The sequence below is a fragment of the Enterobacter sp. 6722112 genome (assembly GCF_058661685.1).
In genome coordinates this window covers 1446005-1472244 of record NZ_JBZWGR010000007.1, presented here as the reverse complement: position 1 = coordinate 1472244, position 26240 = coordinate 1446005, and the positions used below count along the sequence as shown (strand labels likewise).

23 protein-coding genes, 2 tRNA genes and 3 other RNA genes are annotated in these 26240 nt (G+C 56.5%); 15 read left to right on the top strand and 13 right to left on the bottom strand.

The features are described 5' to 3' along the window. The first annotated feature begins 4 nt into the window (after nucleotides 1–4). Genes csgE through csgG form a run of 3 tightly spaced genes read left to right on the top strand, consistent with a single transcriptional unit; the run spans nucleotide 5 to nucleotide 1697 of the window. Nucleotides 5–394: a curli production assembly/transport protein CsgE gene (gene csgE / locus AC4OVU_RS08485; protein WP_003858052.1), complete on the top strand. Its 390-nt coding sequence runs from the start codon at nucleotides 5–7 to the stop codon at nucleotides 392–394. A gap of 26 nt (nucleotides 395–420) precedes the next feature. After that, nucleotides 421–837 (top strand): curli production assembly/transport protein CsgF, encoded by a 417-nt coding sequence (gene csgF / locus AC4OVU_RS08480; RefSeq protein ID WP_003858054.1) that lies wholly within the window; start codon nucleotides 421–423, stop codon nucleotides 835–837. 26 nt (nucleotides 838–863) lie between these two features. Next, nucleotides 864–1697 carry a curli production assembly/transport protein CsgG gene (gene csgG, locus AC4OVU_RS08475; RefSeq protein ID WP_003858055.1) on the top strand — a complete coding sequence of 278 codons (834 nt, stop codon included), beginning with the start codon at nucleotides 864–866 and terminating at the stop codon, nucleotides 1695–1697. Between the two features lie 43 nt (nucleotides 1698–1740). Here the strand turns inward: csgG and AC4OVU_RS08470 are convergent, their stop codons facing one another. The 4 genes from AC4OVU_RS08470 to ghrA form a co-directional block, all read right to left on the bottom strand. After that, complete coding sequence (locus tag AC4OVU_RS08470) at nucleotides 1741–2223, bottom strand: DUF1097 domain-containing protein (protein WP_072206705.1); 483 nt, start codon at nucleotides 2221–2223, stop codon at nucleotides 1741–1743. Nucleotides 2224–2319: 96 nt separating this feature from the next. Then, nucleotides 2320–2874, bottom strand: coding sequence for a TorD/DmsD family molecular chaperone (locus AC4OVU_RS08465; RefSeq protein ID WP_023296296.1), 555 nt, complete (start codon nucleotides 2872–2874; stop codon nucleotides 2320–2322). Nucleotides 2875–2893: 19 nt separating this feature from the next. Then, nucleotides 2894–3631: a phosphatase gene (locus AC4OVU_RS08460; protein ID WP_110292942.1), complete on the bottom strand. Its 738-nt coding sequence runs from the start codon at nucleotides 3629–3631 to the stop codon at nucleotides 2894–2896. Nucleotides 3632–3715: 84 nt separating this feature from the next. Beyond that, nucleotides 3716–4654, bottom strand: coding sequence for a glyoxylate/hydroxypyruvate reductase GhrA (gene ghrA, locus AC4OVU_RS08455; RefSeq protein WP_110292943.1), 939 nt, complete (start codon nucleotides 4652–4654; stop codon nucleotides 3716–3718). A gap of 229 nt (nucleotides 4655–4883) precedes the next feature. On the opposite strand from ghrA, the gene AC4OVU_RS08450 reads away from it, so the two are divergent. The 4 genes from AC4OVU_RS08450 to AC4OVU_RS08435 all read left to right on the top strand — a co-directional run bounded on the left by AC4OVU_RS08450 (nucleotide 4884) and on the right by AC4OVU_RS08435 (nucleotide 5514). Beyond that, nucleotides 4884–4971 (top strand) — tRNA-Ser (locus tag AC4OVU_RS08450). Between the two features lie 44 nt (nucleotides 4972–5015). Further along, nucleotides 5016–5152, top strand: a non-coding RNA gene (locus tag AC4OVU_RS08445) — RtT sRNA. A gap of 44 nt (nucleotides 5153–5196) precedes the next feature. Further along, a non-coding RNA gene (locus AC4OVU_RS08440) (RtT sRNA) lies at nucleotides 5197–5333 on the top strand. Nucleotides 5334–5377: 44 nt separating this feature from the next. Beyond that, a non-coding RNA gene (locus AC4OVU_RS08435) (RtT sRNA) lies at nucleotides 5378–5514 on the top strand. Between the two features lie 120 nt (nucleotides 5515–5634). On the opposite strand, the gene AC4OVU_RS08430 is transcribed toward AC4OVU_RS08435, so the two are convergent. Further along, nucleotides 5635–6540, bottom strand: a complete 906-nt coding sequence (locus AC4OVU_RS08430; RefSeq protein WP_032653195.1) for a LysR family transcriptional regulator — start codon at nucleotides 6538–6540, stop codon at nucleotides 5635–5637. Between the two features lie 109 nt (nucleotides 6541–6649). Here AC4OVU_RS08430 and AC4OVU_RS08425 point away from each other — a divergent pair, with 109 nt between their 5' ends. From AC4OVU_RS08425 to AC4OVU_RS08415, 3 genes are all read left to right on the top strand, one after another. Then, a complete protein-coding gene (locus tag AC4OVU_RS08425; RefSeq protein WP_015570855.1) occupies nucleotides 6650–7510 on the top strand; it encodes a pirin family protein in 861 nt (286 codons plus the stop codon). A 19-nt stretch (nucleotides 7511–7529) separates the two neighbouring features. Continuing rightward, nucleotides 7530–8207, top strand: a complete 678-nt coding sequence (locus AC4OVU_RS08420) for an isochorismatase family protein (protein ID WP_003858068.1) — start codon at nucleotides 7530–7532, stop codon at nucleotides 8205–8207. Nucleotides 8208–8344: 137 nt separating this feature from the next. After that, nucleotides 8345–8432, top strand: a tRNA-Ser gene (locus AC4OVU_RS08415). A gap of 246 nt (nucleotides 8433–8678) precedes the next feature. Here the strand turns inward: AC4OVU_RS08415 and AC4OVU_RS08410 are convergent. The 5 genes from AC4OVU_RS08410 to efeU form a co-directional block, all read right to left on the bottom strand. Further along, complete coding sequence (locus AC4OVU_RS08410) at nucleotides 8679–10184, bottom strand: alanine/glycine:cation symporter family protein (protein WP_045333961.1); 1506 nt, start codon at nucleotides 10182–10184, stop codon at nucleotides 8679–8681. Nucleotides 10185–10602: 418 nt separating this feature from the next. Further along, nucleotides 10603–11394: a phosphate starvation-inducible protein PhoH gene (gene phoH, locus AC4OVU_RS08405; protein ID WP_017384762.1), complete on the bottom strand. Its 792-nt coding sequence runs from the start codon at nucleotides 11392–11394 to the stop codon at nucleotides 10603–10605. A 500-nt stretch (nucleotides 11395–11894) separates the two neighbouring features. Next, the gene (gene efeB / locus AC4OVU_RS08400; protein ID WP_023296295.1) at nucleotides 11895–13178 is read right to left on the bottom strand and encodes an iron uptake transporter deferrochelatase/peroxidase subunit; all 1284 of its coding nucleotides are present in this window, start codon (nucleotides 13176–13178) and stop codon (nucleotides 11895–11897) included. A 3-nt stretch (nucleotides 13179–13181) separates the two neighbouring features. Continuing rightward, nucleotides 13182–14309, bottom strand: a complete 1128-nt coding sequence (gene efeO / locus AC4OVU_RS08395; RefSeq protein ID WP_017384764.1) for an iron uptake system protein EfeO — start codon at nucleotides 14307–14309, stop codon at nucleotides 13182–13184. Between the two features lie 40 nt (nucleotides 14310–14349). Next, nucleotides 14350–15183 (bottom strand): iron uptake transporter permease EfeU, encoded by an 834-nt coding sequence (efeU, locus tag AC4OVU_RS08390; protein ID WP_023296293.1) that lies wholly within the window; start codon nucleotides 15181–15183, stop codon nucleotides 14350–14352. Between the two features lie 251 nt (nucleotides 15184–15434). Between efeU and AC4OVU_RS08385 the strand changes: the two genes are divergently transcribed. Beyond that, nucleotides 15435–16619, top strand: coding sequence for a NupC/NupG family nucleoside CNT transporter (locus AC4OVU_RS08385; RefSeq protein ID WP_017384766.1), 1185 nt, complete (start codon nucleotides 15435–15437; stop codon nucleotides 16617–16619). A 72-nt stretch (nucleotides 16620–16691) separates the two neighbouring features. Here AC4OVU_RS08385 and AC4OVU_RS08380 read toward each other — a convergent pair whose 3' ends face one another. Then, the gene (locus AC4OVU_RS08380) at nucleotides 16692–17111 is read right to left on the bottom strand and encodes a DUF3574 domain-containing protein (protein WP_023296292.1); all 420 of its coding nucleotides are present in this window, start codon (nucleotides 17109–17111) and stop codon (nucleotides 16692–16694) included. 72 nt (nucleotides 17112–17183) lie between these two features. Next, the gene (gene putP / locus AC4OVU_RS08375) at nucleotides 17184–18692 is read right to left on the bottom strand and encodes a sodium/proline symporter PutP (RefSeq protein WP_017384768.1); all 1509 of its coding nucleotides are present in this window, start codon (nucleotides 18690–18692) and stop codon (nucleotides 17184–17186) included. A gap of 422 nt (nucleotides 18693–19114) precedes the next feature. Here putP and putA point away from each other — a divergent pair, with 422 nt between their 5' ends. Together putA and AC4OVU_RS08365 are read left to right on the top strand one after the other, a co-directional pair. Further along, a complete protein-coding gene (putA, locus tag AC4OVU_RS08370) occupies nucleotides 19115–23077 on the top strand; it encodes a trifunctional transcriptional regulator/proline dehydrogenase/L-glutamate gamma-semialdehyde dehydrogenase (protein WP_015570863.1) in 3963 nt (1320 codons plus the stop codon). A 100-nt stretch (nucleotides 23078–23177) separates the two neighbouring features. Then, nucleotides 23178–23573, top strand: coding sequence for a lysozyme inhibitor LprI family protein (locus tag AC4OVU_RS08365; RefSeq protein WP_017384770.1), 396 nt, complete (start codon nucleotides 23178–23180; stop codon nucleotides 23571–23573). Here AC4OVU_RS08365 and rutR read toward each other — a convergent pair. Next, nucleotides 23570–24208, bottom strand: coding sequence for an HTH-type transcriptional regulator RutR (gene rutR / locus AC4OVU_RS08360; protein WP_003858090.1), 639 nt, complete (start codon nucleotides 24206–24208; stop codon nucleotides 23570–23572). The genes AC4OVU_RS08365 and rutR overlap by 4 nt on opposite strands. A 243-nt stretch (nucleotides 24209–24451) precedes the next feature. On the opposite strand from rutR, the gene rutA reads away from it, so the two are divergent. Both rutA and rutB read left to right on the top strand, forming a co-directional pair. Beyond that, nucleotides 24452–25543 (top strand): pyrimidine utilization protein A, encoded by a 1092-nt coding sequence (rutA, locus tag AC4OVU_RS08355; RefSeq protein ID WP_003858092.1) that lies wholly within the window; start codon nucleotides 24452–24454, stop codon nucleotides 25541–25543. Beyond that, nucleotides 25543–26232, top strand: a complete 690-nt coding sequence (gene rutB / locus AC4OVU_RS08350; protein ID WP_032653188.1) for a pyrimidine utilization protein B — start codon at nucleotides 25543–25545, stop codon at nucleotides 26230–26232. Before rutA ends, rutB begins: the two co-directional genes overlap by 1 nt. Nucleotides 26233–26240 lie beyond the last annotated feature (8 nt).

The window sequence follows — 26240 nt, the reverse complement described above, 5'->3', positions numbered from 1 at the left end:
TAGCATGAAACGCACCCTAAGTTGGATTGCCGCAGCAGGCATTATGCTTGCTGCCGGAAACCTTCAGGCTGTTGAGGTGGAAGTTCCCGGACTGTTGACCGACCACACCGTCACCTCTGTCGGACACGATTTTTATCGTGCCTTCAGCGATAAGTGGGAAAGCGATTATCCGGGTAACTTAACCATCAACGAACGGCCCAGTGCGCGGTGGGGAAGCTGGATCACAATAACCGCTAATCAGGACGTTATTTACCAGACTTTTTTATTCCCAACGAAAAGAGACTTCGATCAGAACGTCGCTTTCGCGCTGGCACAAACAGAAGAAGCTATTAACCGCCTACAGTTAGACAAAGCCCTTTTGAGCACAGGCGATTTAGCAAAAGATGAGTTCTAGCAACGACACCTATTTCGGAGGCTGTAATGCGTCTCGCACACACAGTGATTTCGTTAATGCTCATTGCGCCGTTGAGCTGGGCCGGAAATATGACATTCCAGTTCCGCAACCCTAATTTTGGCGGCAACCCGAATAACGGAGCCTTTATGCTTAACCAGGCTCAGGCTCAAAACTCCTATAAAGACCCCAGCTATGACGATGATTTCGGTATCGAGACCCCGTCGGCCCTGGATAATTTCACTCAGGCCATCCAGTCGCAAATATTAGGTGGCTTATTAACCAACATTAATACCGGAAAACCCGGACGGATGGTCACTAACGACTTTATCGTCGATATTGCCAATAAAGACGGACAGCTTCAGTTAAATGTGACAGACCGAAAAACCGGTAAAACGTCGACAATCCAGGTTTCCGGTTTGCAGACCAGTTCAACTGATTTCTAAACAACCCCAAAATAAGGACAATTATTATGCAGCGCTTTTTTATTTTAGTTGCAGTGTGCTTATTAAGCGGTTGTTTAACTGCCCCGCCAAAAGAAGCCGCTAAACCCACCCTAATGCCTCGTGCCCAGAGCTACCGGGATCTGACACATCTGCCGGTCCCTACCGGGAAGATATTCGTCTCGGTCTATAACATTCAGGATGAGACGGGCCAGTTCAAACCGTATCCGGCCAGTAACTTCTCGACGGCCGTACCGCAGAGCGCCACCGCGATGCTGGTCACCGCCCTGAAAGATTCTCGCTGGTTTATCCCGCTGGAACGTCAGGGGCTGCAAAACCTGCTTAACGAACGAAAAATCATTCGTGCCGCGCAGGAGAATGGTACCGTTGGCGTCAATAACCGCATGCCGCTACAGTCTCTCACCGCAGCCAATATCATGGTGGAAGGCTCGATTATCGGCTACGAAAGTAACGTGAAATCGGGCGGCGCGGGTGCGCGTTACTTTGGCATCGGGGCCGACACGCAGTATCAGCTGGATCAGATTGCCGTCAACCTGCGCGTGGTTAACGTGAGCACGGGTGAGATATTATCCTCCGTGACCACCAGCAAAACGATTCTCTCTTATGAAGTGCAGGCCGGGGTGTTCCGCTTTATCGATTACCAGCGTCTGCTGGAGGGTGAAATTGGCTATACCTCTAACGAGCCGGTCATGCTGTGTCTGATGTCGGCCATCGAAACCGGCGTGATTTTCCTGATTAATGACGGTATCGATCGCGGCTTGTGGGATCTTCAGAATAAAAGTGACGTGAGTAATGCGGTGCTGGTGAAATACCGAGAGATGTCGGTGCCGCCAGAGTCATAATCGGCGGCGCATAAAAAAGGCGAGATTTCCGTCTCGCCTTTTTTTATTTACTTACCGCAGGAACGCTTCGGCTCTTCTCGCGTCGGGCCGCAAGCCAGAGGCCGCTGTTCTTCATGGCGTAGCCAAACAGTAATCCCAGCATGAGCGAAGGGACCACCAGCTTCCAGTCCCCCTGCCCCGCAAAGGTCGCGCAGGCACCCATGAACGTGCCGGGCACAAAGGACAACAGCAGATGTTTTGCCTGAACGCACATCAGGAAGGCCACAATGCCGGTGATGGCGTACCCCAGGATTTCCACATGCGGCGCCAGCGCGCTGCCTTTCATAATGACCAGCGCCCAAATCACACCGCTCATCAGAGTACAGCCGGAGATGAAGAGCCCTTTGAGACCACCCTGCGGGCAGGCGAAATAGGCCGTGCAGCCAAGAAAACCAGCCCAGCTCAACAAGCCGAGAGAGACAGCCACCCAACCCCAGAGGCCGGAGAGGATGCCAGTCGTGATTGCAATACAAAGTAGTATGTTCATGGTGCGCATCTTAGCAGATGCGCACCATAGAAATGAGATCAGAAGCACATTACGTGCAAGTTGAAATGTATCGTTGCAGGATTTTTGTGATTCAAATCACTCTTCGTTCTCTTCTTCCAGCTCGTCCCACATGGCAGCGATGGCGTCACGCGTCAGCGGAGCCAGCGCTCTCCAGAACGGCGAGGTGGCATGGGCTTCAACTTTACCCAGGAAGGTGCCAACCCACGGAAGCAAATACGTTTCGAACAGGGTTTCAATCGCCTCGTTCTCATCATCACCTGCATTATCTTCAATCCAGGAGGCCGCCAGCAGCAGGGTACCGATATGATCGGCAGGCATATCCGTCAGCGGCATGCCCCGTTCTGAAAGAAACGTCCGAACTTCCGCTTCGGTCGCACCTTCCTGCCAGGCAGAACGATACGGCGACACGCGACACTCTTCCCCCACAAACAGCGCGTTGTAATCCGTTGAAATCTGCTGCATATCACAGCTTTTTTGCAAGCGTTCCAGCAACTCATCCTGTTCCAGCGGCCAGCTCTGCGCCAGTTTACCTTCACGAATCAGGGTAAACAGCGGAACCAGCAGCGGATCCTGCGGCTGGCGGTAATATAAGGTGCCCAGCACGCGGCAAAGGATGGAAAACTCATTCATGTTTTTATTCCGTTATTAATTAAAGATCGGCAAATTCATCAATCGGCGTCATGCCGCGCGACTCAAGGAAGTCGAGCATACGACGCGGCGTGACGTTCAGGATCTGTTCTTCCGGGAAATTCACGTCCCGCAATATTTTCAGGCACTCGCTGAAATCACCCAGCGTGAAGGCCGTGTGTGAATCAGAGCCCAGCGCCACCATGCCGCCCGCGTCACGCACGGCCGCCGCCACTTCGCGGCAGTTGGCTTCACTGCCCTTACGCGAGTGAACAAAGGAGGAGTTGTTAATCTCCAGCGCCACGCGGTGCTTCGCTGCCGCCTGCGCCACGGCCTGAATATCAATCGGGTATTTCGGATTTCCCGGGTGGCTGATAATGTGCACGTTGCCGCTGGCAATAGTGGCAATCATCGCTGCGGTGTTGGTCTCTTTATCCTGGGGCGCAAAGACCGGCTCGTGGAAGCCGGCGAGGATCAGATCTAACGAGGTCAGCATCGGGCCGGTGCAGTCAATCTCACCGTCAGTATTTTTGATGTTCGCTTCGATGCCGCGCAGTATCCCGATACCGTCCACCAGGCGTGGCCAGATACGCATATTCACAAAATGCCAGTAGTGCGGCGCATCCGCCATATCCGGACCGTGATCGGTTATCGCAAACAGTTTAATGCCTTTCAGCTTCGCCTGAGCGATATAATCATGGAGGTTACTGTAAGCGTGGGTGCTGGCGACGGTGTGCATATGCAGGTCAACGGGATACATCTTTCTCTCCTCTGCGGTTTTTCCAAAGGATAGCAGTTATCTGCGGCGAATATTAGCAAAAACCCGGCGAACGCCGGGTTTCTCTCAGTAGCCTCGCTGTCTGTCGACCTGTCCGGTCACCGCGTTGCCCTTCTCTATTTCGCTGATGATATGCGAGATGTACGCCACGGCCTCCGCCGGTCGCGTCACGGCCGCAATATGAGGCGTCATCGCCACGCGCGGATGTGCCCAGAGCGGGCTGTCTGTCGGCAGCGGTTCGCGGCTATAGACATCCAGCATTGCGCCTTTCAGTTTACCGCTATCCAGCGCTTTCAGCAGATCGTCTTCCACAACGTGTACTCCGCGCGCCAGGTTCATTAAGTAGCTGTCTTCTGCCAACTGGTTGAGGAGCGTGCCATTGATAATGCCGACCGTTTCCGCCGTATTCGGCAGCAGGTTAATGAGGACGCGAGTCCCTTTCAGGAACGCCGGGAGTTCGTCCGTTCCGGCAAAGCTCTCGACGCCTGGATAATCCTTACGGCTCCGGCTCCAGCAGCGCAGTGGGAAGCCCCACGGCGCGAGCGCTTCGGCGACTTTCGAACCCAGTACACCCGCGCCGAGGATGCCGATGGTGAAATCTTCATACTGATAATCCGGAAGCGCTTCCCAGTGGGATTGCTGTTTAAACGCCTGATAATCGTCGAAACGTCGGAACCAGTGCAGCACCTGGCTCACGGCATATTCCTGCATCTGCTGCCCCATACCGGTATCTTCCAGACGAAACAGGGGAATATCCTCCGGCAGCATTTCAGGGTGTGCCTTCAGCTTACTGAGAATGGAATCCACACCCGCACCAAGAGCAAACACCGCCTTCAAACGGCGTCCCTGAAGCATTTCGACCGGGGGATGCCAGACCAGCGCGTAGTCGGCATGTTCATTATCGCCCTGTTTCCATTCGCGAACGCGTGCGCCAGGCAGTGCCGCCGTAAGCGCGTTAATCCAGTAAGCCGTATCAAAAGTGGGGTGATAGAAGATAATATCCATAGTCATTGCCTTTTATTGCGCTGTTTTATTTTCATTTTCAACTGGCTTGCCAGCATAACAAATTTATCGCTAAACCGCGTTGCTGATAAAAGAGGCGCATTTCGCACATTTCGGAATCAGGTTGCCTGAAGTTTGTCTAAACACGCTAAATTACTGAAAAAGTGGGTTGACGGCAGTACGGCTTTTCCTTACATTAGCGCCCGTCCCGACAACAACGGGATGACAATATGGTGAGGTGTCCGAGTGGCTGAAGGAGCACGCCTGGAAAGTGTGTATACGGCAACGTATCGGGGGTTCGAATCCCCCCCTCACCGCCATATTCAAGACAAGAGCTCGTACGAAAGTACGGGCTTTTTTCTTTTATATTCTCTGCAAGGGGGGGATGAGAACCCCCGACCGGGGTTCGACAACTGGCGCAGCCAGTTGGACAGACTGAGAGCGTAGCGAACAGGCTGCCCGAAGGGCGAGCGAAGCGAATCAATCCCCCCCTCACCGCCATATTCAAGACAAGAGCTCGTACGAAAGTACGGGCTTTTTTCTTTTATATTCTCTGCAAGGGGGGGATGAGAACCCCCGACCGGGGTTCGACAACTGGCGCAGCCAGTTGGACAGACTGAGAGCGTAGCGAACAGGCTGCCCGAAGGGCGAGCGAAGCGAATCAATCCCCCCCTCACCGCCATATTCAAGACAAGAGCTCGTACGAAAGTACGGGCTTTTTTCTTTTATATTCTCTGCAAGGGGGGGATGAGAACCCCCGACCGGGGTTCGACAACTGGCGCAGCCAGTTGGACAGACTGAGAGCGTAGCGAACAGGCTGCCCGAAGGGCGAGCGAAGCGAATCAATCCCCCCCTCACCGCCATATTCAAGACAAGAGCTCGTACGAAAGTACGGGCTTTTTTCTTTTATATTCTCCGCAAGGAGATTCGCTCCCTGCGTTCTTTATGTCGGGTGGCGCTACGCTTACCCGACCTACAAAAAGCTAGTCTTCAACCATCTTTGCATACTCTTCGGTGAGAAAATCCACCAGCGTCCTGACCGATGGCAGCAGGCCGCGCCGGGATGGATACACCGCGTGGATCACTTCCCGTCTGGGTTCCCAGGCATTCAGCACCCGAACAAGTTCACCTGAAGCCAGCTGATCCTTCACCATCAAAATGGGCAGCTGTACCACGCCCACGCCCACCATCGCCGCCTCCCGCAGCGCCAGCATGTCGGTAGTCACCAGGCGCGGCGTGAAGTGAATTTCTGCCTTTGCGCCCTCCGGCCCGCTCAATTCCCACTTATGCAGGTGCTTGCCCGCCCCCATACTTAACCCCGGCCACTCGCTGAGTTCAGAGGGCATCGCCGGGTTGCCCATCCGTTCAATCAGTGCCGGCCCGGCAACCAGACAGTGCCCCCTGTCCGCCAGCACCCTTAATACCAGATCGCTGTCATCAAACGGGCGCGGACGAACGCGGATCGCCACATCCACCCCCTCCGCCACCAGATCGACCCGGCGGTTGGTGGCTTCAAGCTGGAGGTTGATCCCTGGATAGCGCGCCATAAACCGTGCCAGCATGGGCCCCACGTGAACGTGCAGCAAGGTGACAGGACAGGTGATCCGGACCATACCGCGCGGCTCAGCCTGTAAAGCAGCCACCGCCTCCTCCGCAGCTTCAGCTTCCACCAGCATGGCTTTACAGTGCTGATAGAATGTCTGCCCCACCTCCGTCACCGCAAACTGCCGCGTGGTACGTTGTATCAACCGAACGCCCAGGCGTTCTTCCAGCTGCGCAATCCGACGGCTCAGTTTCGACTTAGGCTGATCGAGCGCCCGCCCCGCCGCCGCAAAGCCGCCATGCTCCACCACCTTCACAAACCATACGAAATCATTGAGATCCTGCATACGCCTCCATTGTTCCATTTAAGGAACAGTGAATGTCATTTTTGCTATCTACCGGGATATTAGCCCTGAATATAAGCTAATTCCATCAACAGGACATCAGGAGTTAATCATGAAAAACGTAACAGGCGTGTATACCGCACCTCGTCCGCACTGGGTCGGTGACGGTTTTCCGGTTCGTTCGATGTTTTCTTACCAGACGCACGGCGAGCCCCTGAGCCCGTTCCTGCTGCTGGACTACGCCGGACCACATACCTTCCCGGCGGACGGCGCGAAACGCGGCGTGGGCGAGCATCCTCATCGCGGTTTTGAAACGGTGACCATCGTCTACTCAGGCGAAGTGGAGCATCGTGATTCCACCGGCAGAGGCGGCGTTATTGGCCCAGGCGACGTGCAGTGGATGACGGCAGGCGCAGGCATTTTGCACGAGGAGTTCCACTCCAGCGCGTTTTCGCAGAAAGGCGGTGAACTGAAAATGATGCAGCTGTGGGTCAACCTGCCCGCCAAAGACAAAATGGCGACGCCTGGCTACCAGAGCATCACTCAGTCGGATATCCCGGTGGTCACCCTGCCGGATAACAGCGGAACATTGCGCGTGATTGCTGGCCGTTTTGGAGAGGTAACCGGCCCGGCGCATACCTTCTCACCGCTGAACGTGTGGGATCTCGCGCTGCGCCAGGGTAGCCATCTGACGCTCAATCAGCCCGAAGGCTGGAGCACGGCGCTGGTTGTCGTTGAAGGCAGCGTGACGGTGAACGGCACCACGCCTGCCGGTGAGGCGCAACTGGTCGTGCTGAGTCAGAGCGGTGACAAACTGCATCTCGAAGCCAGCAGCGATGCCAAAGTGCTGCTGATGGCCGGGGAGCCGCTGAATGAACCCATCGTGGGCTATGGCCCGTTTGTGATGAACAGTAAAACCGAAATTGCCGAGGCTATTCGCGATTTCAACTCCGGCCGCTTTGGCCAAATCTAAACGTAATAAGGAGCGCATTATGTCTACCCCTGCAAACTTCAACGGTGCACGTCCCGTTATTGACGTAAACGATGCCGTTATGCTGCTTATCGATCACCAGAGCGGGCTGTTCCAGACCGTAGGAGACATGCCAATGCCTGAGCTGCGCGCCCGTGCAGCAGCGCTGGCAAAAATCGCCTCGCTGGCGAAGATCCCGGTGATCACCACGGCGTCGGTTCCACAGGGACCGAACGGCCCGCTTATCCCGGAGATCCACGCCAACGCGCCGCACGCACAGTATGTGGCACGCAAGGGTGAGATCAACGCCTGGGATAACCCGGAGTTCGTGGCGGCGGTGAAAGCCACCGGGCGCAAAACGCTGATTATCGCGGGGACGATCACCAGCGTCTGCATGGCCTTCCCGTCCATCAGCGCGGTGGCGGACGGATATAAAGTGTTTGCGGTGATTGATGCCTCCGGCACCTACAGCAAAATGGCGCAGGAGATCACCCTGGCGCGCGTGGTGCAGGCAGGCGTGGTGCCGATGGACACGGCTGCTGTTGCTTCCGAAATTCAGCGCACGTGGAACCGTGAAGATGCGGGTGAATGGGCTGAGGTGTACACACACATCTTCCCGGCCTACCAGCTGCTGATCGAAAGCTACAGCAAAGCGCAGGACGTGGTGAAAAATAGCGAAGTGCTCGATTCGCAGCGTTAATCCTGTGCGCTGCGACATAAGCTGATTAAGGCTTAACCGAACAAGCACGAATGCTGAAAATCTGCTTGACCGTTTTAGCGCAACTCCCTATAGTAGCGCCCCGTTGCCCCCCAAGCGGTCAGGCAGCAAAACAATATGGTGAGGTGTCCGAGTGGCTGAAGGAGCACGCCTGGAAAGTGTGTATACGGCAACGTATCGGGGGTTCGAATCCCCCCCTCACCGCCATATTTGAAGAAGAGCTCGCATGAAAATGCGGGCTTTTTTTTCGCATGTTGCACGCCTTTGGGGGGGATGAGAACCCCCGACCGGGGTTCGACAACTGGCGCAGCCAGTTGGACAGGCTGAGAGCGAAGCGAACAGGCTGCCCGCAGGGCGAGCGAAGCGAGTCAATCCCCCCCGGTGCGACAGGAGCTGACTCACCTACAAAAAAAGAAAGCCCGTACAAAAGCACGGGCCTGTCTCAACCATTCCTCAGCTATTCAACTTCCCTACCGACTCCTTTCCTTCAGGAGATGAAACCTGCTCAGGCTGAGCACGCGCTTCATCCTTACGCTCCTCCAGCCAGTAATCCGCATTTTTAATCCCCAGCCGAACCGGGTCAAAGTGTGGATCCAACCCCTGTGCATTCTGGATTTCATAATCCTTCAGGCTGGCAAACGCTTTTTTATGCAACAGAACGATGGCAATAATGTTGAGCCATGCCATCAGCCCTACGCCAATATCCCCTAATCCCCAGGCCAGATCCGCGGTGCGTACCGTGCCATATACCGTCGAAGCCATCAGACACAGCTTGAGCAGGAACGTCAGCCACGGGCGATGAATCTTACGGTTGATGTAGGCGATATTCGTTTCAGCGATGTAGTAGTAAGCAATGATCGTGGTGAAGGCAAAGAAGAACAGCGCGATGGCAACAAAGTAATTACCGAAGCCCGGCATCATACTTTCCATTGCCGTCTGGACATATCCCGGTCCTGCGGCCACGCCCGCTATTCCGGTATAGAGCGCTGCGCCGTCGACGCCCTGCACGTTATACAGCCCGGTGATCAACAGCATAAACCCGGTCGCGGAGCAGACAAACAGCGTGTCGATGTACACGGAGAACGCCTGAACCAGCCCCTGTTTCACCGGATGGCTTACGGCCGCCGCCGAGGAGGCATGTGGCCCGGTACCCTGCGCCGCCTCGTTGGAATAGACGCCACGCTTCACGCCCCACATGATGGCCTGGCCCAGAATAGCGCCAAACCCAGCTTCAAGGCCAAAAGCACTTTTCCAGATCAGCAATATAACTGAAGGAAGCTGATCAATATTGATAGCGATAATCACGCACGCGACAATAATATAGCCGAGCGCCATAAACGGAACCACCATGCTGCTAAAGCTGGCAATCCTTTTTACGCCACCAAAAATAATAAAACTCAACAGCACAGCAAGTAACGCCGCCGTGACATTTGGGCTCAGACCAAAGGCAATATCCAGGCTCGCACCAATAGAGTTTGCCTGCACACCTGGCAGTAATAATCCGCAGGAGAAAATCGTTACGATGGCAAATAACCATGCGTACCACTTCACGCCTAATCCTTTCTCAATATAAAAGGCAGGACCACCACGATATTCGCCGTTAATTTTCTCTTTATAAACCTGACCTAACGTGGATTCGACAAAAGCAGAGCTTGCCCCCAAAAATGCCACGATCCACATCCAGAAAAGCGCACCGGGTCCACCAAAGGTAATGGCGGTCGCTACACCGGCAATATTCCCTGTCCCCACGCGGCCCGCCAGCGTCATCGTCAGCGCCTGAAACGACGACACGCCTGCCTCGGTAGGACGCCCCTGAAACATCAGGGTAATCATAAGTTTTATATGCCGTAATTGCAGAAAGCGACTACGCAGCGAGAAATAGAGGCCGACACCCAGACATAAAAATATTAACGCCGGGCTCCAGATAACACCATTAATTGCACTAACCAGTTCGTTCATGTATGACCCTTAGCGTGATGTTCCAGAGGAAACGATCCCCTGGCGAGTTTCTTTTTAGAATTTTGTCTGAACAAGTACGAAACATAGATAATTACCCAAAAGACACCAACTTAATTTTTACTGCTTAGTCATGTTCTGTGACAACATTCACGTTTAATTTTAAACCAATAATTAGCATGATCATTATATTCATAGATATTTTGTGGGTATTATAAATACATATCACATTTCCGTGACCTGTATAAAAAGCGTTCGCAGCAAATTAACAGTAATATTATTATTACCGCAAAACGGGGCGTAAATCCCGTTGAATGCTATAGGAAATAAATATGATTTAAAAAAGCCACGCGTGCAGAGGGAATAAAGGAAGCTTCCCGGCATAACGCCGGGAAGAAATGACTTAAAATGTGAAATGATCTTAATCGGAGTACACTTCCAGCGTTCGTTGGCACAGCGCTGAGCGGACGCAGTCCTCTTTTGTGAAGCGGACCACCCCTATCATCTCATCTTCCTCAAAACGTGACATGGCATCGCTCAGGCCGGACTTCACGCCCGACGGCAGGTCACACTGGGTAATATCGCCGTTGACGATAACCGTCACGTTCTCCCCGAGGCGCGTTAAAAACATCTTCATTTGCGCAGCGGTCACGTTCTGAGCCTCGTCAAGAATGACGACCGCATTTTCAAATGTACGTCCGCGCATATAGGCGAACGGCGCGATTTCCACCTTGCCAATCTCTGGTCGCAGGCAGTACTGCATAAAGGAAGCGCCCAACCGCTTCACCAGCACGTCATAGACGGGCCTGAAGTACGGGGCAAACTTCTCGGAAATATCGCCGGGCAGGAAGCCCAGATCTTCATCCGCTTGCAGTACCGGACGGGTAACGATGATCCTCTCCACGTCCTTATGAATCAGCGCCTCCGCCGCTTTGGCGGCGCTGATCCAGGTTTTCCCGCATCCGGCTTCCCCGGTTGCAAAGATGAGCTGTTTACTCTCGATAGCATTCAGGTAGTGCGCCTGAGCTTCATTCCGCGCCACAATTGGCGATGCATCGCGGCTGTCCCGCGCCATGCCAATGGATTCTACGCCGCTCATCTGCACAAGCGAGGTGACCGATTCTTCTTCACGCTGCTTATGGCTACGTGAATCCCGTCTCAGCACACGTTTTGCTTCACGACGAGCTTTGATCACTGCTTTCTGTCTTCCCATGGATAGCACCTTGAGTTGTTGGTATTCATCACACGCGCCAGCATCGGCACGATTATGCGCACGAACATCAGAGGGTTGGCTTCCTTGTAAGCCATTGCTTGCATTACCGGATGACGATATACAACGGCTACGCGCACCGTTATGCACGTCGGTAGAAAAAGGTTCTTGAGGTGAAGGAGAGAATTTGGTGGTGAAGAAATCGCTGCCGGAGTCTGAGCCTCCGCGCCGGGTACTGCGGTTGATGTGTTTACCTTGTCCAGTACAGGACGCAACCATTCGCGATCTCCATAGTGAGTTAGCATCACTGCCGGGAACTACCGCTGTCTTCTCTTAAGTACATCAGGAATTATCATAAATGCAACATTTATTTTACCTGAATGCAACTTTTAGGACTGCCCCTACATGGAAAATCAGTCTTATATAGAAATATTACAGAAATATAACAATAAGATAGTCCTTCGAAAAAATAATGTCCCCGCGAACTGTCGCAGGGACGATTATCAGGCTTCTATCAGACCCTGAGCGAGCCAGGCGTTCGCGTCACGCGCGCCGGGCAGGGCAAAGAAATAGCCGCCGCCGATGGGCTTAATATATTCCTCCAGCGCTTCGCCGTTGAGCCGCTTCTGCACGGTGAGGAATCCCTTCTCCAGATCGTGCTGATAGCAGACAAACAGCAGTCCCATATCAAGCTGACCGGAGTTGGTCACCCCCAGCGAGTAGCTGTAGCCCCTGCGCATCATCAGGCTGGATTGCGTCTCTTTGGTGCGAGGATTGGCGAGGCGAATATGGCTGTCCAGCGCGATGACGTCCCCGTTCGGATCGCGGGCGTAGTCGGGTTCATCGTGCTCGTGCTTCATGCCGAGCGGTGCGCCGGTTTGCTTATCGCGACCGAAGATAGTTTGCTGCTCTTTCAGCGGCGTGCGGTCCCAGAACTCCACGTGGAACTGAATGATACGCACCGCCTGATAGGTGCCTCCGACCGCCCAGGCCGGTTCGCCCTGATCCGCCGTCACCCATACCACGTTCTTCATCAACGCGGTATTGCTGCTGTCCGGGTTGGCGGTGCCGTCTTTGAAGCCCAGCAGGTTGACCGGCGTCTCTTTCCCTTTACTGCGCGCGGCGTGGTCAGAGATAAAACCTTCCCGCTTCCAGCGCACGCTCAGCAGATCCGGGGTGTGCTTGATAATATCGCGCAGGGCATGGATCACCGTATCCTGGGTATTAGCGCAGATCTGCAACAGCAGATCGCCGTGGCACAGCGCCGCGTCGAGAGAATCATTCGGGAATCGCGTCATTTTTTGCAGCGCTTTCGGCTTCTGCTTCGCCAGTCCGTAGCGATCATCAAACAGCGATTCCCCCACCGACACGGTGATGGTCAGATTATCGGGAGCGATAAACGCGCCGAGGATGCCGGAATCCATCGGCGGCAGGCGCGGATTCGGTGTTTCCGGTGCGGGACCGCCGGCGGTGAGGAAGGCAATACGCGTGGTCAACAGCCTGAACAGACGCTCAAGGTCGGCTTTATCACTCGCCAGCGAATCGAAAGCCACCAGCATCATCGAGGCCTGCTGCGGCGTCAGGATCCCCGCCTGGTGCTCACCATAAAACGGCTGCGTTTCCATACGCGCATCCGGGGAGAGCGTGCCAGGGGCGCTTTGCGGTTTTGCCGCATGCGCCACCGGACAGCCTCCCGCCAGGGCAAACGCGCCGCCCAGCGCCCCTACCCCTTTTAACAACCGACGTCGGGAAGGTTCCGCCACGTCGTATTCGTCATGCTTGTTCATCGCTTAATCCAGACCCAGTACGCCACGCAGCAGGGAGAGATCTTCCGCCAGGGTGGTTATCGGGCCTTTCAGCGCGTTACGGTCAGCATCGGTCAGCTTGTCGTAGGTTTCGAACCCGTCTTTGGTGCGGTATTTCGCCAGGATAGCGTCAACTTTCTTAAAGTTGGCATCCACTTTCGCCAGCAGCTCGCCGTTCTCTTTTTGCAGCTGAGGCCGCAGCAGCTCGACAATTTTCTGTGCGCCGTCGACGTTCGCCTGGAAGTCCCACAGGTCGGTGTGGCTGTAACGATCTTCTTCACCGCTGATTTTGCTGGCGGCCACTTCTTCAATCAGGCCCGCTGCGCCACCCACCACTTTCGACGGTGGGAATGCCAGCTCGCTGATGCGTTTTTGCAGCTCCAGCACGTCGCTGTTGAGCTGCTCGGCGTATTTCTCCATCCCACTGGTGGAGTTATCGCCAAACAGGGCTTTTTCCAGACGGTGGAAGCCGGTGAATTTCGGATCGGTGGCCTTCTGCTCGTAGTCGTCTTCACGGGCGTCAATGCTGCCATCAAGGTCAGAGAACAGTTCGGCAATCGGCTCAATGCGCTCGTAGTGCTGACGGGTAGGCGCATACAGGGATTTCGCTTTTTCGATGTCGCCCGCTTTCACCGCGTCGGTAAAGGCTTTGGTGCCTGCCACCAGGTCCGCTGTCTCTTTGGTGACATAGGCTTTATAGGCGGTAATGGCGTCGCCGAGGCTCAGCAGCGCCGTGCCTTTGGCCGCGTCCGCCGTCGCTGCGCCTTTGACGATCAGCTTACCTTTCGGGTTAGTCAGCAGGCCGCAGGTCATGTCATATTCCCCGGGCTGAAGATTTGCGGTCATCTTCTGGCTGAAGCCCGGCGCGATATTCTCGCGCTCTTCCACCACCATCACGCCTTTCAGGATTTCCCACTCCAGCGCCTTCTGGCTGTGGTTCTGAATAATAAACTGCGTTTTACCGCTGTTAACCGTGATGGTCATCGGCTCGCACTGTTTATCGTTGACGGTGACTTTTACCTGCGGAATATCTGCCGCCTGAGCGGTGAAGGCAGACACGAACAGCGCGGCAATGCCTGCGCATAACGCACTACGACGGAACTGAATGGCCATGACTCTTCCCTTTAAAAGTATGTTGTAACTAAAACAGCACTTACGGCGCTACGCGCGACGCCTGCGAGCCGGTACGCGGCGGCATAGCGAACAGGATCAGCGCCGGAACCAGATAGATAAAGTACATCGCCACTTCGCTGACGCTCGGCGTTTCCTGGTAGCCGAAGATCCCTTCGAGCAGGGTACCGGTCAGTGAATGGGTCGACAGGACGTTGCTGAGATCGAACGCCACGTCCTGGAAGTGGTTCCACAGACCCGCTTCGTGGAAGGCGCGGATCGCCCCTGCCGCCAGCCCTGCGGCCACCAGCAGAATAAACAGGCTGGTCCACTTGAAGAACGCGCCCAGGTTAAGACGAATGCCGCCCCAGTAGAGCAGGAAGCCAAGCACAACCGCCGTGGCCAGCCCGAGCACCGCGCCCAGCGGCGGCCAGATGCCCACGTCCTGCTGAAAAGCCGCGAGCAGGAAGAACACAGACTCCAGGCCTTCACGCGCCACGGCGAAAAAGACCATCATGATCAGCGCCCAGCCGTGGTGGTTGCCTTTTTGCAGGGCGTTATCCACCGCCTGCTCAAGCTGTACCTTCACGTTACGGGAGACCTTGCGCATCCAGAACACCATCCAGGTGAGGATCACCACCGCAATCACGGCGACGATCCCTTCAAACAGCTCCTGCTCTTTCTGCGGGAACTCCCCGGTGGTTTCGTTGATGAGGATACCGAGGCCCAGGCAGAGCGCCGCAGCAAGGAAAACCCCAACCCACATGACGCCAATCCAGCGTCCGCGCTGGGTACGCTTCAGATAACTGGCGATAAGGCTAACAATCAGGGCCGCTTCAAGGCCTTCACGTAACATAATGAGAAAAGGAACAAACATGCCGACACCTTAAATGTTTATCGCGGTCAACTGATGCAAAGAAAGGTAAATTCTTGTGATAGTGATTATCATTACGGCAACAAGAAAAACAAGCGAAATGTGTTGCGTTTTGATGACCAGATGTAAACGCATTGCGGAGTAATAATTGCCTGAGTAACCGTTACGTTTATAAGGTATAACGAAAATGCCCATTTACGGTTAACCGGGGCTGTGGCTAAATGTCCCCCTCGAAAACCAACTGAAAATAAGCCATGTTTAAAATTGTCCATTTCCTGCTGGCGCTGGTGATTATTCTTGCGCTCGCCTGGCTGGTGAGTTTCGACCGCCGAAAAATTCGTATTCGTTTCGTTTTACAGCTGATCGTGATCGAAATCGCGCTGGCGTTCTTTTTCCTCCACGCAGAAAGCGGCCTGTTTATTATTAAATACGTCTCCGGTTTCTTTGAGTCGCTGCTTAAATTCGCTGCCGAAGGGACGAATTTTGTCTTTGGCGGGATGGGTGAAAAAGGGCTGGCGTTCATTTTCCTTGGCGTGCTCTGCCCCATTATTTTTATCTCGGCGCTGATTGGTATTCTTCAGCACTGGCGTATTCTGCCGATCTTTATTCGGGTGATCGGGACGCTGCTGTCAAAACTGAACGGCATGGGCAAGCTGGAATCCTTTAACGCGGTGAGTTCGCTGATCCTCGGTCAGTCTGAAAACTTCATTGCCTACAAAGGCGTGCTGGGCGATCTCTCCTCGCGTCGTCTGTTTACGATGGCTGCCACGGCCATGTCGACGGTTTCGCTGTCGATTGTCGGGGCCTATATGACTATGCTCGACGCCAGGTTTGTCGTCGCGGCGCTGATCCTGAACATGTTCAGCACCTTTATTATTCTTTCGGTCATTAACCCGGCCCGCCCGGAAGCGGAGCCGGATATCAGGCTGGAAAAACTGCACGAATCCCAGAGCTTCTTTGAAATGCTGGGCGAGTATATTCTGGCCGGTTTTAAGGTGGCGATGATTATTCTGGCGATGCTGATTGGCTTTATCGCCCTTATTAGCGCCATTAACGCCCTCTTCTCCGGCATATTTGGCATGAGCTTCCAGCAGATTCTGGGTTATGTGTTTTATCCGCTGGCGTGGCTTATTGGTATTCCGCTGAGCGATGCCTTAAGCGCGGGGAGCATTATGGCAACTAAACTGGTGGCGAATGAATTTGTGGCGATGATCGAGCTGCAAAAAATAGCCCATCAAATGTCACCGCGCGGGCTGGGGATTTTGTCCGTGTTCCTGGTGTCGTTCGCTAACTTCGCTTCCATTGGCATTGTGGCGGGGGCAATAAAAGGTCTGAATGAGCAACAGGGTAACGTGGTGTCGAGGTTTGGTTTACGCCTTGTATACGGGGCAACGCTGGTAAGCCTGCTGTCGGCGAGCTTTGCGGGGTTGGTGCTGTAAGTTTTGTGCCCGGCGGCGCTTCGCTTGCACGGGCCTACGATACAACAACGGCGGGTTATCCCGCCGTTTTCATTAAAACTGCACGCACACCGGCTGGTCGACCCGCATCACCGACTCCTGCGCGAAGCGTGATTTATAAATTCCGCGCAACGCTTCGATGTTCTTCTCGCTCTGCGCATCTTTACCGTGGATCAGCATCAATGCCTTGCTCGGCTCGCGCGCCACTTTTCCATCATTCCCCAGCCACTGACCGCGCGCATCAAATACCGTTAAACCATCGCGAAAGCGTGGCGTCACGTCCTGGTCGACAAACTGCTGCCATTCGTTGCCTGTGATTTGCGCCCCGGCAGGACGGTTTAAGCCGAAATAAAGCGTGGTCTGCTGCATCTGATTTTCTGCTTTGCAGGTTTCCACCGCCGCGTGCTGTGCGGGTGCGCTACAGCCCGCCAGCATCACGAATGCTGCCACCATTAACCCTGTTTTAATTCTCATTGATGAAGACTCACATAGGTGAAAGGACTATCCCCTCTCCCCACCGGGGAGAGGGTTAGGGTGAGGGGTAAATTACTCAGCCTGGAGCTTAGACGGCGGCGCTGAGTGATAGTGCGCGTCCGCCTCCGCAAAGCGTTTCTGCATAGACGCAGACGGCGCTTTACCCAGCAGGCTAAACACCACGATACCGAGGCTGCCGAAGATGAAGCCCGGAATGATTTCGTACAGGCCCAGCCACGCGAACTGTTTCCAGACGATAACGGTTACCGCACCGATAATCATCCCCGCCAGCGCGCCGTTGCGGGTCATGCGTGACCACAGTACAGAGAACAGCACCACCGGACCAAATGCCGCACCGAAGCCCGCCCAGGCGTAGCTCACCAGCCCCAGGACGCGGTTTTCCGGGTTTGCCGCCAGCGCAATCGCCACCAGCGCAACCACCAGCACCATAAAGCGCCCTACCCACACCAGCTCTTTCTGGCTCGCGCCCTTACGCAGGAACGCTTTGTAGAGGTCTTCGGTGATGGCGCTGGAGCACACCAGCAGCTGACAGCTCAGGGTGGACATCACCGCCGCGAGGATCGCGGAGAGCAGAATACCGGCAATCCACGGGTTGAACAGGATCTGCGCCAGCTCGATGAATACGCGCTCGGCGTTCTGGTTCACCGCGCCCGCCTGCGCCGGGTTGTTGTTGAAGTACGCGATACCGAAGAAGCCGACCGCACACGCCCCCGCCAGACACAGGATCATCCACGTCATGCTGATGCGACGCGCGTGAACGATGGTGTGGTGAGAATCCGCCGCCATGAAGCGCGCCAGAATGTGCGGCTGGCCGAAGTAGCCCAGGCCCCAGCCCATCAGAGAGACGATGGCGACGAAGTTCAGCCCTTTCAGCATATCGACGTTTTCGATGCTCTTCTGCTTGATCACTTCCAGCGATTCGCCAAAGCCGCCGACGGTGAAAATGACAATCACCGGAGTCAGGATCAGGGCGAAGATCATCAGGCTCGCCTGCACGGTATCGGTCCAGCTTACCGCCAGGAATCCGCCCACGAAGGTATAGAGGATGGTTGCTGCGGCGCCGGCCCACAGGGCGGTTTCATAGCTCATGCCGAAGGTGCTTTCGAACAGGCGCGCGCCCGCCACGATGCCGGAGGCACAGTAGATGGTGAAGAACAGCAGGATCACCACCGCGGAGATAATGCGCAGGATACGGCTGTTATCTTCAAAGCGTCCGGTGAAGTAGTCCGGCAGCGTCAGGGCGTTGTTGTTGGCTTCGGTGTGCACGCGCAGACGGCCTGCCACCAGCTTCCAGTTGATCCACGCGCCGACGGTCAGACCGATGGCGATCCAGCTTTCGGAGATACCGGAGATGAAAATCGCGCCCGGCAGCCCCATCAGCAGCCAGCCGCTCATGTCGGAAGCGCCCGCAGAGAGTGCGGTGACCATCGGGCCTAAGCTGCGCCCGCCGAGGATGTAGTCGTCAAAGTTTTTAGTGGAACGCCATGCCAAAAACCCTATCAGGATCATGCCAAAAATATAAACGAGAAATGTCACCAGCATCGGTGTGCTAATAGCCATTCAAATTCTCCAAAATGTCGAGCGACAACCGTCCGGGTTGCCTTGTTATGTCATCACCGGAACGTAGTGATGTGTGTATGTGTTTCCGTTGGGCGCGCTATCCTGCCGTATACGCATCCCACTGACAAACGATTTAACACTGCATTTACATGAATTTCATCCCTGGTTTTATACGTCTTTCCTATAGGTTGCACTCGCTCACGCTTTTACGGGTTGCACCTTTAAAAAGTGTTAAGCACCGCATAAAAACTGGACTCATAAACCGCCGCACGTTCTTTTTCACAGCTAACTAATCGTTAACAATCCATTCATTTTCCAGCTTGCAGACCAGGTCACATTTAACACGGTTGCACAAAGTTGCAACATGGTGGATATTTCACGCTATCAACAGAACGCTATTACAGAACAACAGGAGTTTTGGCATGGGGATGACCACCATGGGGGTTAAGCTGGATGACGCTACCCGCGAACGGATTAAAACCGCTGCGACCCGCATCGACCGCACACCGCACTGGTTAATCAAGCAGGCGATTTTTAACTATCTGGAAAGACTGGAGAGTGAAGAAGGTCTGCCAGAGCTGCCTGCCCTGCTGGCGGGTGCAGCGAACGAAAGCGAAGAGGCCGCGACGGCCGTTGAAGAGAACCACCAGCCGTTCCTGGAATTTGCCGAGCAGATCCTGCCGCAGTCCGTCAGCCGCGCCGCCATTACCGGCGCCTACCGCCGTGCCGAAACCGACGCCGTGCCGATGCTCCTGGAGCAGGCGCGCCTGCCGGAAGCCGTTGCCGCTCAGGCGCACAGCCTCGCGTATCAGCTCGCCGACAAGCTGCGTAACCAGAAAACCGCCAGCGGACGCGCCGGTATGGTGCAGGGTCTGTTGCAGGAGTTCTCCCTCTCCTCGCAGGAAGGCGTGGCGCTGATGTGTCTGGCGGAAGCGCTGCTGCGTATTCCGGATAAAGCCACCCGCGATGCCCTGATCCGCGACAAAATCAGTAACGGCAACTGGCACTCCCACATTGGCCGCAGTCCGTCCCTGTTCGTTAACGCCGCCACCTGGGGCCTGCTGTTTACCGGCAAGCTGGTCTCCACCCATAACGAAGCCAACCTGTCGCGCTCTCTGAACCGCATCATCGGCAAGAGCGGCGAGCCGCTGATCCGCAAGGGCGTGGACATGGCGATGCGCCTGATGGGCGAGCAGTTCGTCACCGGGGAAACCATTGCCGAAGCGCTGGCGAACGCCCGCAAGCTGGAAGACAAAGGCTTCCGCTACTCCTACGACATGCTGGGTGAAGCGGCGCTGACCGCCGCCGACGCGCAGGCCTACATGGTCTCTTACCAGCAGGCGATCCACGCCATCGGTAAAGCGTCCAACGGTCGCGGTATTTATGAAGGTCCGGGCATCTCTATCAAGCTTTCCGCCCTGCACCCGCGCTACAGCCGTGCGCAGTACGACCGGGTGATGGAAGAACTCTACCCGCGCCTGAAGTCCCTGACCCTGCTGGCGCGCCAGTATGACATCGGCATCAACATCGACGCCGAAGAGGCGGACCGTCTGGAGATCTCCCTCGACCTGCTGGAAAAACTGTGCTTCGAGCCGGAGCTGGCGGGCTGGAACGGGATTGGTTTCGTTATCCAGGCTTACCAGAAACGCTGTCCGTTCGTCATTGACTACCTGATTGACCTGGCCAGCCGCAGCCGTCGCCGCCTGATGATCCGTCTGGTGAAGGGCGCCTACTGGGACAGCGAAATCAAACGCGCCCAGATGGAAGGTCTGGAAGGTTATCCGGTCTATACCCGCAAGGTCTATACCGACGTCTCTTACCTCGCCTGCGCGAAAAAACTGCTCGGCGTGCCGAACCTGATTTATCCTCAGTTCGCCACCCACAACGCCCACACCCTGGCGGCGATCTACAGCCTCGCGGGTCAGAACTACTATCCGGGCCAGTACGAGTTCCAGTGCCTGCACGGCATGGGTGAACCGCTGTACGAGCAAGTGACCGGTAAAGTGGCCGACGGCAAGCTAAACCGTCCGTGCCGAATCTATGCCCCGGTAGGTACCCACGAAACTCTGCTGGCCTACCTGGTGCGTCGTCTGCTGGAGAACGGGGCGAACACCTCCTTCGTTAACCGCATCGCCGATACCACCCTGCCGCTGGACGAACTGGTGGCCGATCCGGTACAGGCCGTTGAGAAGATGGCGGCGCAGGAAGGCCAGATTGGTCTGCCGCATCCGAAGATTGCCCTGCCGCGCGAGCTGTATGGTGCAGGTCGCGTCAACTCGGCGGGTCTGGATCTCGCCAACGAACACCGTCTGGCGTCGCTCTCTTCTGCCCTGCTAAACAGCGCATTGCAGAAGTGGCAGGCCAGGCCGATCCTTGAGCAGTCCGTTGAGGACGGTGAAATGCAGCCGGTGATCAACCCGGCAGAGCCGAAGGATATCGTCGGCTACGTGCGCGAAGCCACGGAAGCGGAAGTGGAGCAGGCCCTGGAGAGCGCGGTGAACAACGCGCCAATCTGGTTTGCCACCCCGCCGCAGGAGCGTGCCGCCATTCTGGAACGCGCGGCGGTGCTGATGGAAGATCAGATGCAGCAGCTTATCGGCATTCTGGTGCGTGAAGCGGGTAAAACCTTCAGCAACGCCATCGCCGAAGTGCGCGAGGCGGTCGACTTCCTGCACTACTACGCCGGTCAGGTGCGCGATGATTTCGACAACGAAACCCACCGTCCGCTCGGCCCGGTGGTGTGTATCAGCCCGTGGAACTTCCCGCTGGCGATCTTCACCGGCCAGATTGCCGCGGCGCTGGCCGCAGGCAACAGCGTGCTGGCGAAACCGGCAGAGCAGACCCCGCTGATCGCCGCCCAGGGCATTAACATTCTGCTGGAAGCGGGCGTACCGGCGGGCGTGGTGCAGCTGCTGCCAGGGCGCGGTGAAACGGTCGGGGCCAAACTGACCTCCGATAACCGCGTACGCGGCGTGATGTTTACCGGTTCGACCGAAGTGGCCTCCCTGCTACAACGCAACATCGCCACCCGTCTGGATGCGCAGGGCCGTCCTACCCCGCTGATCGCTGAAACCGGCGGCATGAACGCCATGATCGTGGACTCCTCCGCGCTCACCGAGCAGGTCGTCGTTGACGTGCTGGCCTCTGCCTTCGACAGCGCGGGCCAACGCTGTTCCGCCCTGCGCGTACTGTGCTTACAGGATGACGTGGCTGACCACACGCTGAAGATGCTGCGCGGTGCGATGGCGGAATGCCGCATGGGCAACCCGGGCCGTCTCACCACCGACATCGGGCCGGTCATCGACGCGGAAGCCAAAGCCAACATTGAAAACCACATTCAGACCATGCGTGCCAAAGGCCGTCCGGTGTTCCAGGCGGTGCGCGAGAACAGCGAAGATGCCCGCGAGTGGCAGACCGGCACCTTCGTGCCGCCAACGCTGATTGAGCTGGCAAGCTTCGACGAGCTGAAAAAAGAGGTCTTCGGTCCGGTACTGCACGTGGTGCGCTACAACCGTAACAACCTCAACGAGCTGATCGATCAGATCAACGCCTCGGGTTACGGCCTGACGCTTGGCGTGCATACCCGTATCGACGAAACCATTGCCCAGGTGACCGGCAATGCTAAAGTCGGCAACCTGTACGTCAACCGCAACATGGTTGGCGCGGTCGTGGGCGTGCAGCCGTTCGGCGGTGAAGGTCTCTCCGGCACCGGCCCGAAAGCGGGCGGTCCGCTCTATCTGTACCGCCTGCTGGCGAACCGTCCGGAAAATGCGCTGGGCGTAACGCTGGCGCGTCAGGACGCGGAATATCCGGTGGATGCGCAGGTGAAAGCCGTGCTGACCCAGCCGCTGGACGCGCTGATTAAGTGGGCTGAAAATCGTCCCGAGCTGCATGCGATTGCACAGCAGTACGGCGAGCTGGCGCAGGCGGGAACACAGCGTCTGCTGCCGGGTCCAACCGGTGAGCGCAACACCTGGACGCTGATGCCGCGCGAGCGTGTGCTGTGCGTGGCGGATAACGAGGAGGATGCGCTGGTGCAGCTGGCAGCCGCAACGGCAACGGGCTGTGAGGTGCTGTGGCCGGAAGATGCCCTGCATCGCGACCTCGCCAAACAGTTGCCAAAAGCGGTCTCGGCCCGCATTCGCTTTGCGAAGGCCGATGCCCTGCTGACCCAGCCGTTTGACGCGGTGATCTACCACGGTGATTCCGACCAGCTACGCGAACTGTGCGAGCAGGTGGCGGCCCGCAGCGGCGCGATTGTCTCGGTGCAGGGCTTCGCCCGCGGGGAGACCAACCTGCTGCTGGAGCGCCTGTACGTTGAGCGCTCGCTCAGCGTTAACACCGCGGCGGCGGGCGGTAACGCCAGCCTGATGACAATCGGTTAATCGTGTAAACTCTCCCCGGTGACGCTACGCTTACCGGGGCTACAAAATAGCCCAGGCCGGATAAGCACAGCGTATCCGGCTTTTTTACATGGAGGGGATGATGAAAAGAGTATTTCTCGCAGGTGCAGCCCTGCTCATGAGCGCCAGCGCGCTGGCCGACGAGTGCGATAACGCGACCACCCAGCTTGAACTGAACACCTGTAGCGCGCAGCAGTACCAGGCCGCCGATAAAAAGCTCAACGAGACGTATCAGGCCGCCATCAAACGTGCGGCAGCGCCTCAGCGCGATCTCCTGAAAAAGGCGCAGCAGGCGTGGATTAGCCTGCGCGACGCGGACTGTGCGTTTATCGGTTCGGGTACGGAAGGCGGGAGCGTTCAGCCAATGATTGTGAACCAGTGTCTGGCGGAGAAAACCGCGGAGCGCGAAGCGTTTCTGGCCACGCTGATGCAGTGTGAAGAGGGCGACTTAAGCTGTCCTCTTCCGCCGGGAAACTAGCGCACGCGGATCCCTTCGATAATCATCCGCTGTACGTTTTCCAGGGTGCTCTGGAAAAACGCCTCGTCCTGGAGCGTTTTACCGGTCACCGCCTCGACCTGGGCCGCGAAGTCAGCGTAGTGCTGGGTTGAGGCCCAAATCATGAAGATCAGATGATGCGGATCGACGGGCGCCAGTTTTCCGCTGGCGACCCATCCGGCAATAATGGCTGATTTATCGTCCACCAGCTGCTTTAAATCGCCGGTCAGCTCCGCCTGCAACAGCGGCGCGCCCTGCAACATCTCCAGGCAGAACAGCCTTGATGCCTGCGGGTAATCACGCGATACCTCCAGCTTCAGGCGTATGTACTCCTCTATCGCCACCAGCGGGGCCAGCTCTTCGCGAAACGCCTTGAGAGGTGCCAGCCAGATATCGAGGATCTGCTGCATCACCGCGATATAGAGCGCCTCTTTTGACGGGTAGTAGTAGAGCAGATTGGTTTTGGACACCCCGGCCTGCTCGGCCACCTGCTCAAGGCGCGTGCCGTGAATACCAAACTGCGAAAATGTCTCCAGCGCGGCGCTGAGGATCGCCTGTTTCTTGGCGCTCACCGCCTGCGAACGTTTACCGGGTGTTTTCACTGCGCCTTGTGTCATTTTCGCTCTCCTTATTCTGCGTAGCCAACAGCATAGCAAAACCCCCGTCTCGCCACGACCTTCTGCACTCCCATCGCGCATGAGTGCCTGTTTTCTGTGCAATGTTTTTGACCATTTAGTCCACTTTCACACGCATCATCTCACCAACCTCTGATTAACACATTAATAACACTGCCATTTTCAAAAGTGGCACTGCCTTTGCAAAATCGTATTCACCTGCAATGTAGTGAAGAGAGGTTCGTGATGAAAATTGGCGTATTTGTACCGATCGGCAACAACGGCTGGCTTATCTCAACCACTGCCCCGCAATACATGCCGACCTTTGAGCTGAATAAAGCCATCGTGCAGAAAGCGGAGCACTACCACTTCGACTTTGCGCTCTCGATGATCAAGCTGCGCGGTTTCGGCGGTAAGACCGAATTCTGGGACCACAACCTGGAGTCCTTCACCCTGATGGCGGGCCTGGCGGCGGTAACCTCGCGCATCCAGATTTACGCCACCGCCGCCACCCTTACCCTTCCCCCGGCAATCGTGGCGCGGATGGCCTCCACCATCGACTCCATCTCCGGGGGGCGCTTTGGCGTTAACCTGGTCACCGGTTGGCAAAAGCCGGAGTACGAGCAGATGGGGATCTGGCCGGGGGACGATTACTTCTCCCGTCGCTACGACTACCTGACCGAATATGTGCAGGTGCTGCGCGATCTGTGGGGCACCGGCAAAAGCGATTTCAAAGGCGACTTCTTCACCATGAACGACTGCCGCGTCAGCCCACAGCCGTCGGTGCCGATGAAGGTTATCTGCGCCGGGCAGAGCGACGCGGGAATGGAATTCTCGGCGAAATACGCCGACTTTAACTTCTGCTTCGGCAAAGGCGTTAACACCCCTGCCGCCTTCGCGCCCACCGCGGCACGCATGAAAGCGGCGGCCGACAAAACCGGGCGCGACGTGGGTTCCTACGTGCTGTTTATGGTGATTGCCGACGAAACCGATGACGCCGCGCGCGCCAAATGGGAACGATACAAGGACGGCGCGGATGACGAAGCGCTGAGCTGGCTTACCGAGCAGAGCCAGAAGGATACCCGCTCCGGCGCGGACACCAACGTTCGCCAGATGGCCGACCCGACGTCTGCCGTCAATATCAACATGGGCACCCTGGTTGGCTCGTATGCCAGCGTCGCCAGAATGCTCGACGAAGTGGCTGCCGTGCCCGGCGCCGAAGGCGTGCTGCTGACCTTCGATGATTTTCTCACCGGCGTGGAAACTTTCGGCGAGCGCATTCAGCCGCTGATGCAGTGCCGCGCCCACATCCCTGCCGTGACGAAGGAGGTGGCGTAATGACGACCCTCAACGCTCGCCCGGAAACCATTACCTTTGACGCGCAGCGCAGCGCGCTGATCGTGGTGGATATGCAAAACGCCTATGCCAGTAAAGGCGGGTATCTGGATCTGGCCGGGTTTGACGTCTCCACCACGCAGCCGGTGATTGAGAACATCAAAACCGCCGTGAGCGCCGCGCGTGCTGCGGGCATGCTGATCGTCTGGTTCCAGAACGGCTGGGACGACCAGTACGTCGAGGCTGGCGGTCCCGGCTCACCCAACTTTCACAAATCCAACGCCCTGAAAACCATGCGCCAACGGCCCGAACTCCAGGGCACGCTGCTGGCGAAAGGCGGCTGGGATTATCAGCTGGTGGATGAGCTGGTACCGGAGGCCGGCGATATCGTGCTGCCGAAACCGCGCTACAGCGGCTTTTTCAATACCCCGCTCGACAGCCTGCTGCGCAGCCGGGGCATTCGTCATCTGGTGTTCACCGGCATCGCCACCAACGTGTGCGTGGAGTCGACCCTGCGCGACGGCTTTTTCCTCGAGTATTTTGGGGTGGTACTGGAGGATGCCACCCATCAGGCCGGGCCGGATTTTGCCCAGAAAGCCGCCCTGTTCAATATCGAAACCTTTTTTGGCTGGGTCAGTAACGTCAATGATTTCTGCGACGCGCTGGATCCCCCGCTCGCCCGCATCGCCTGAGGAGAACC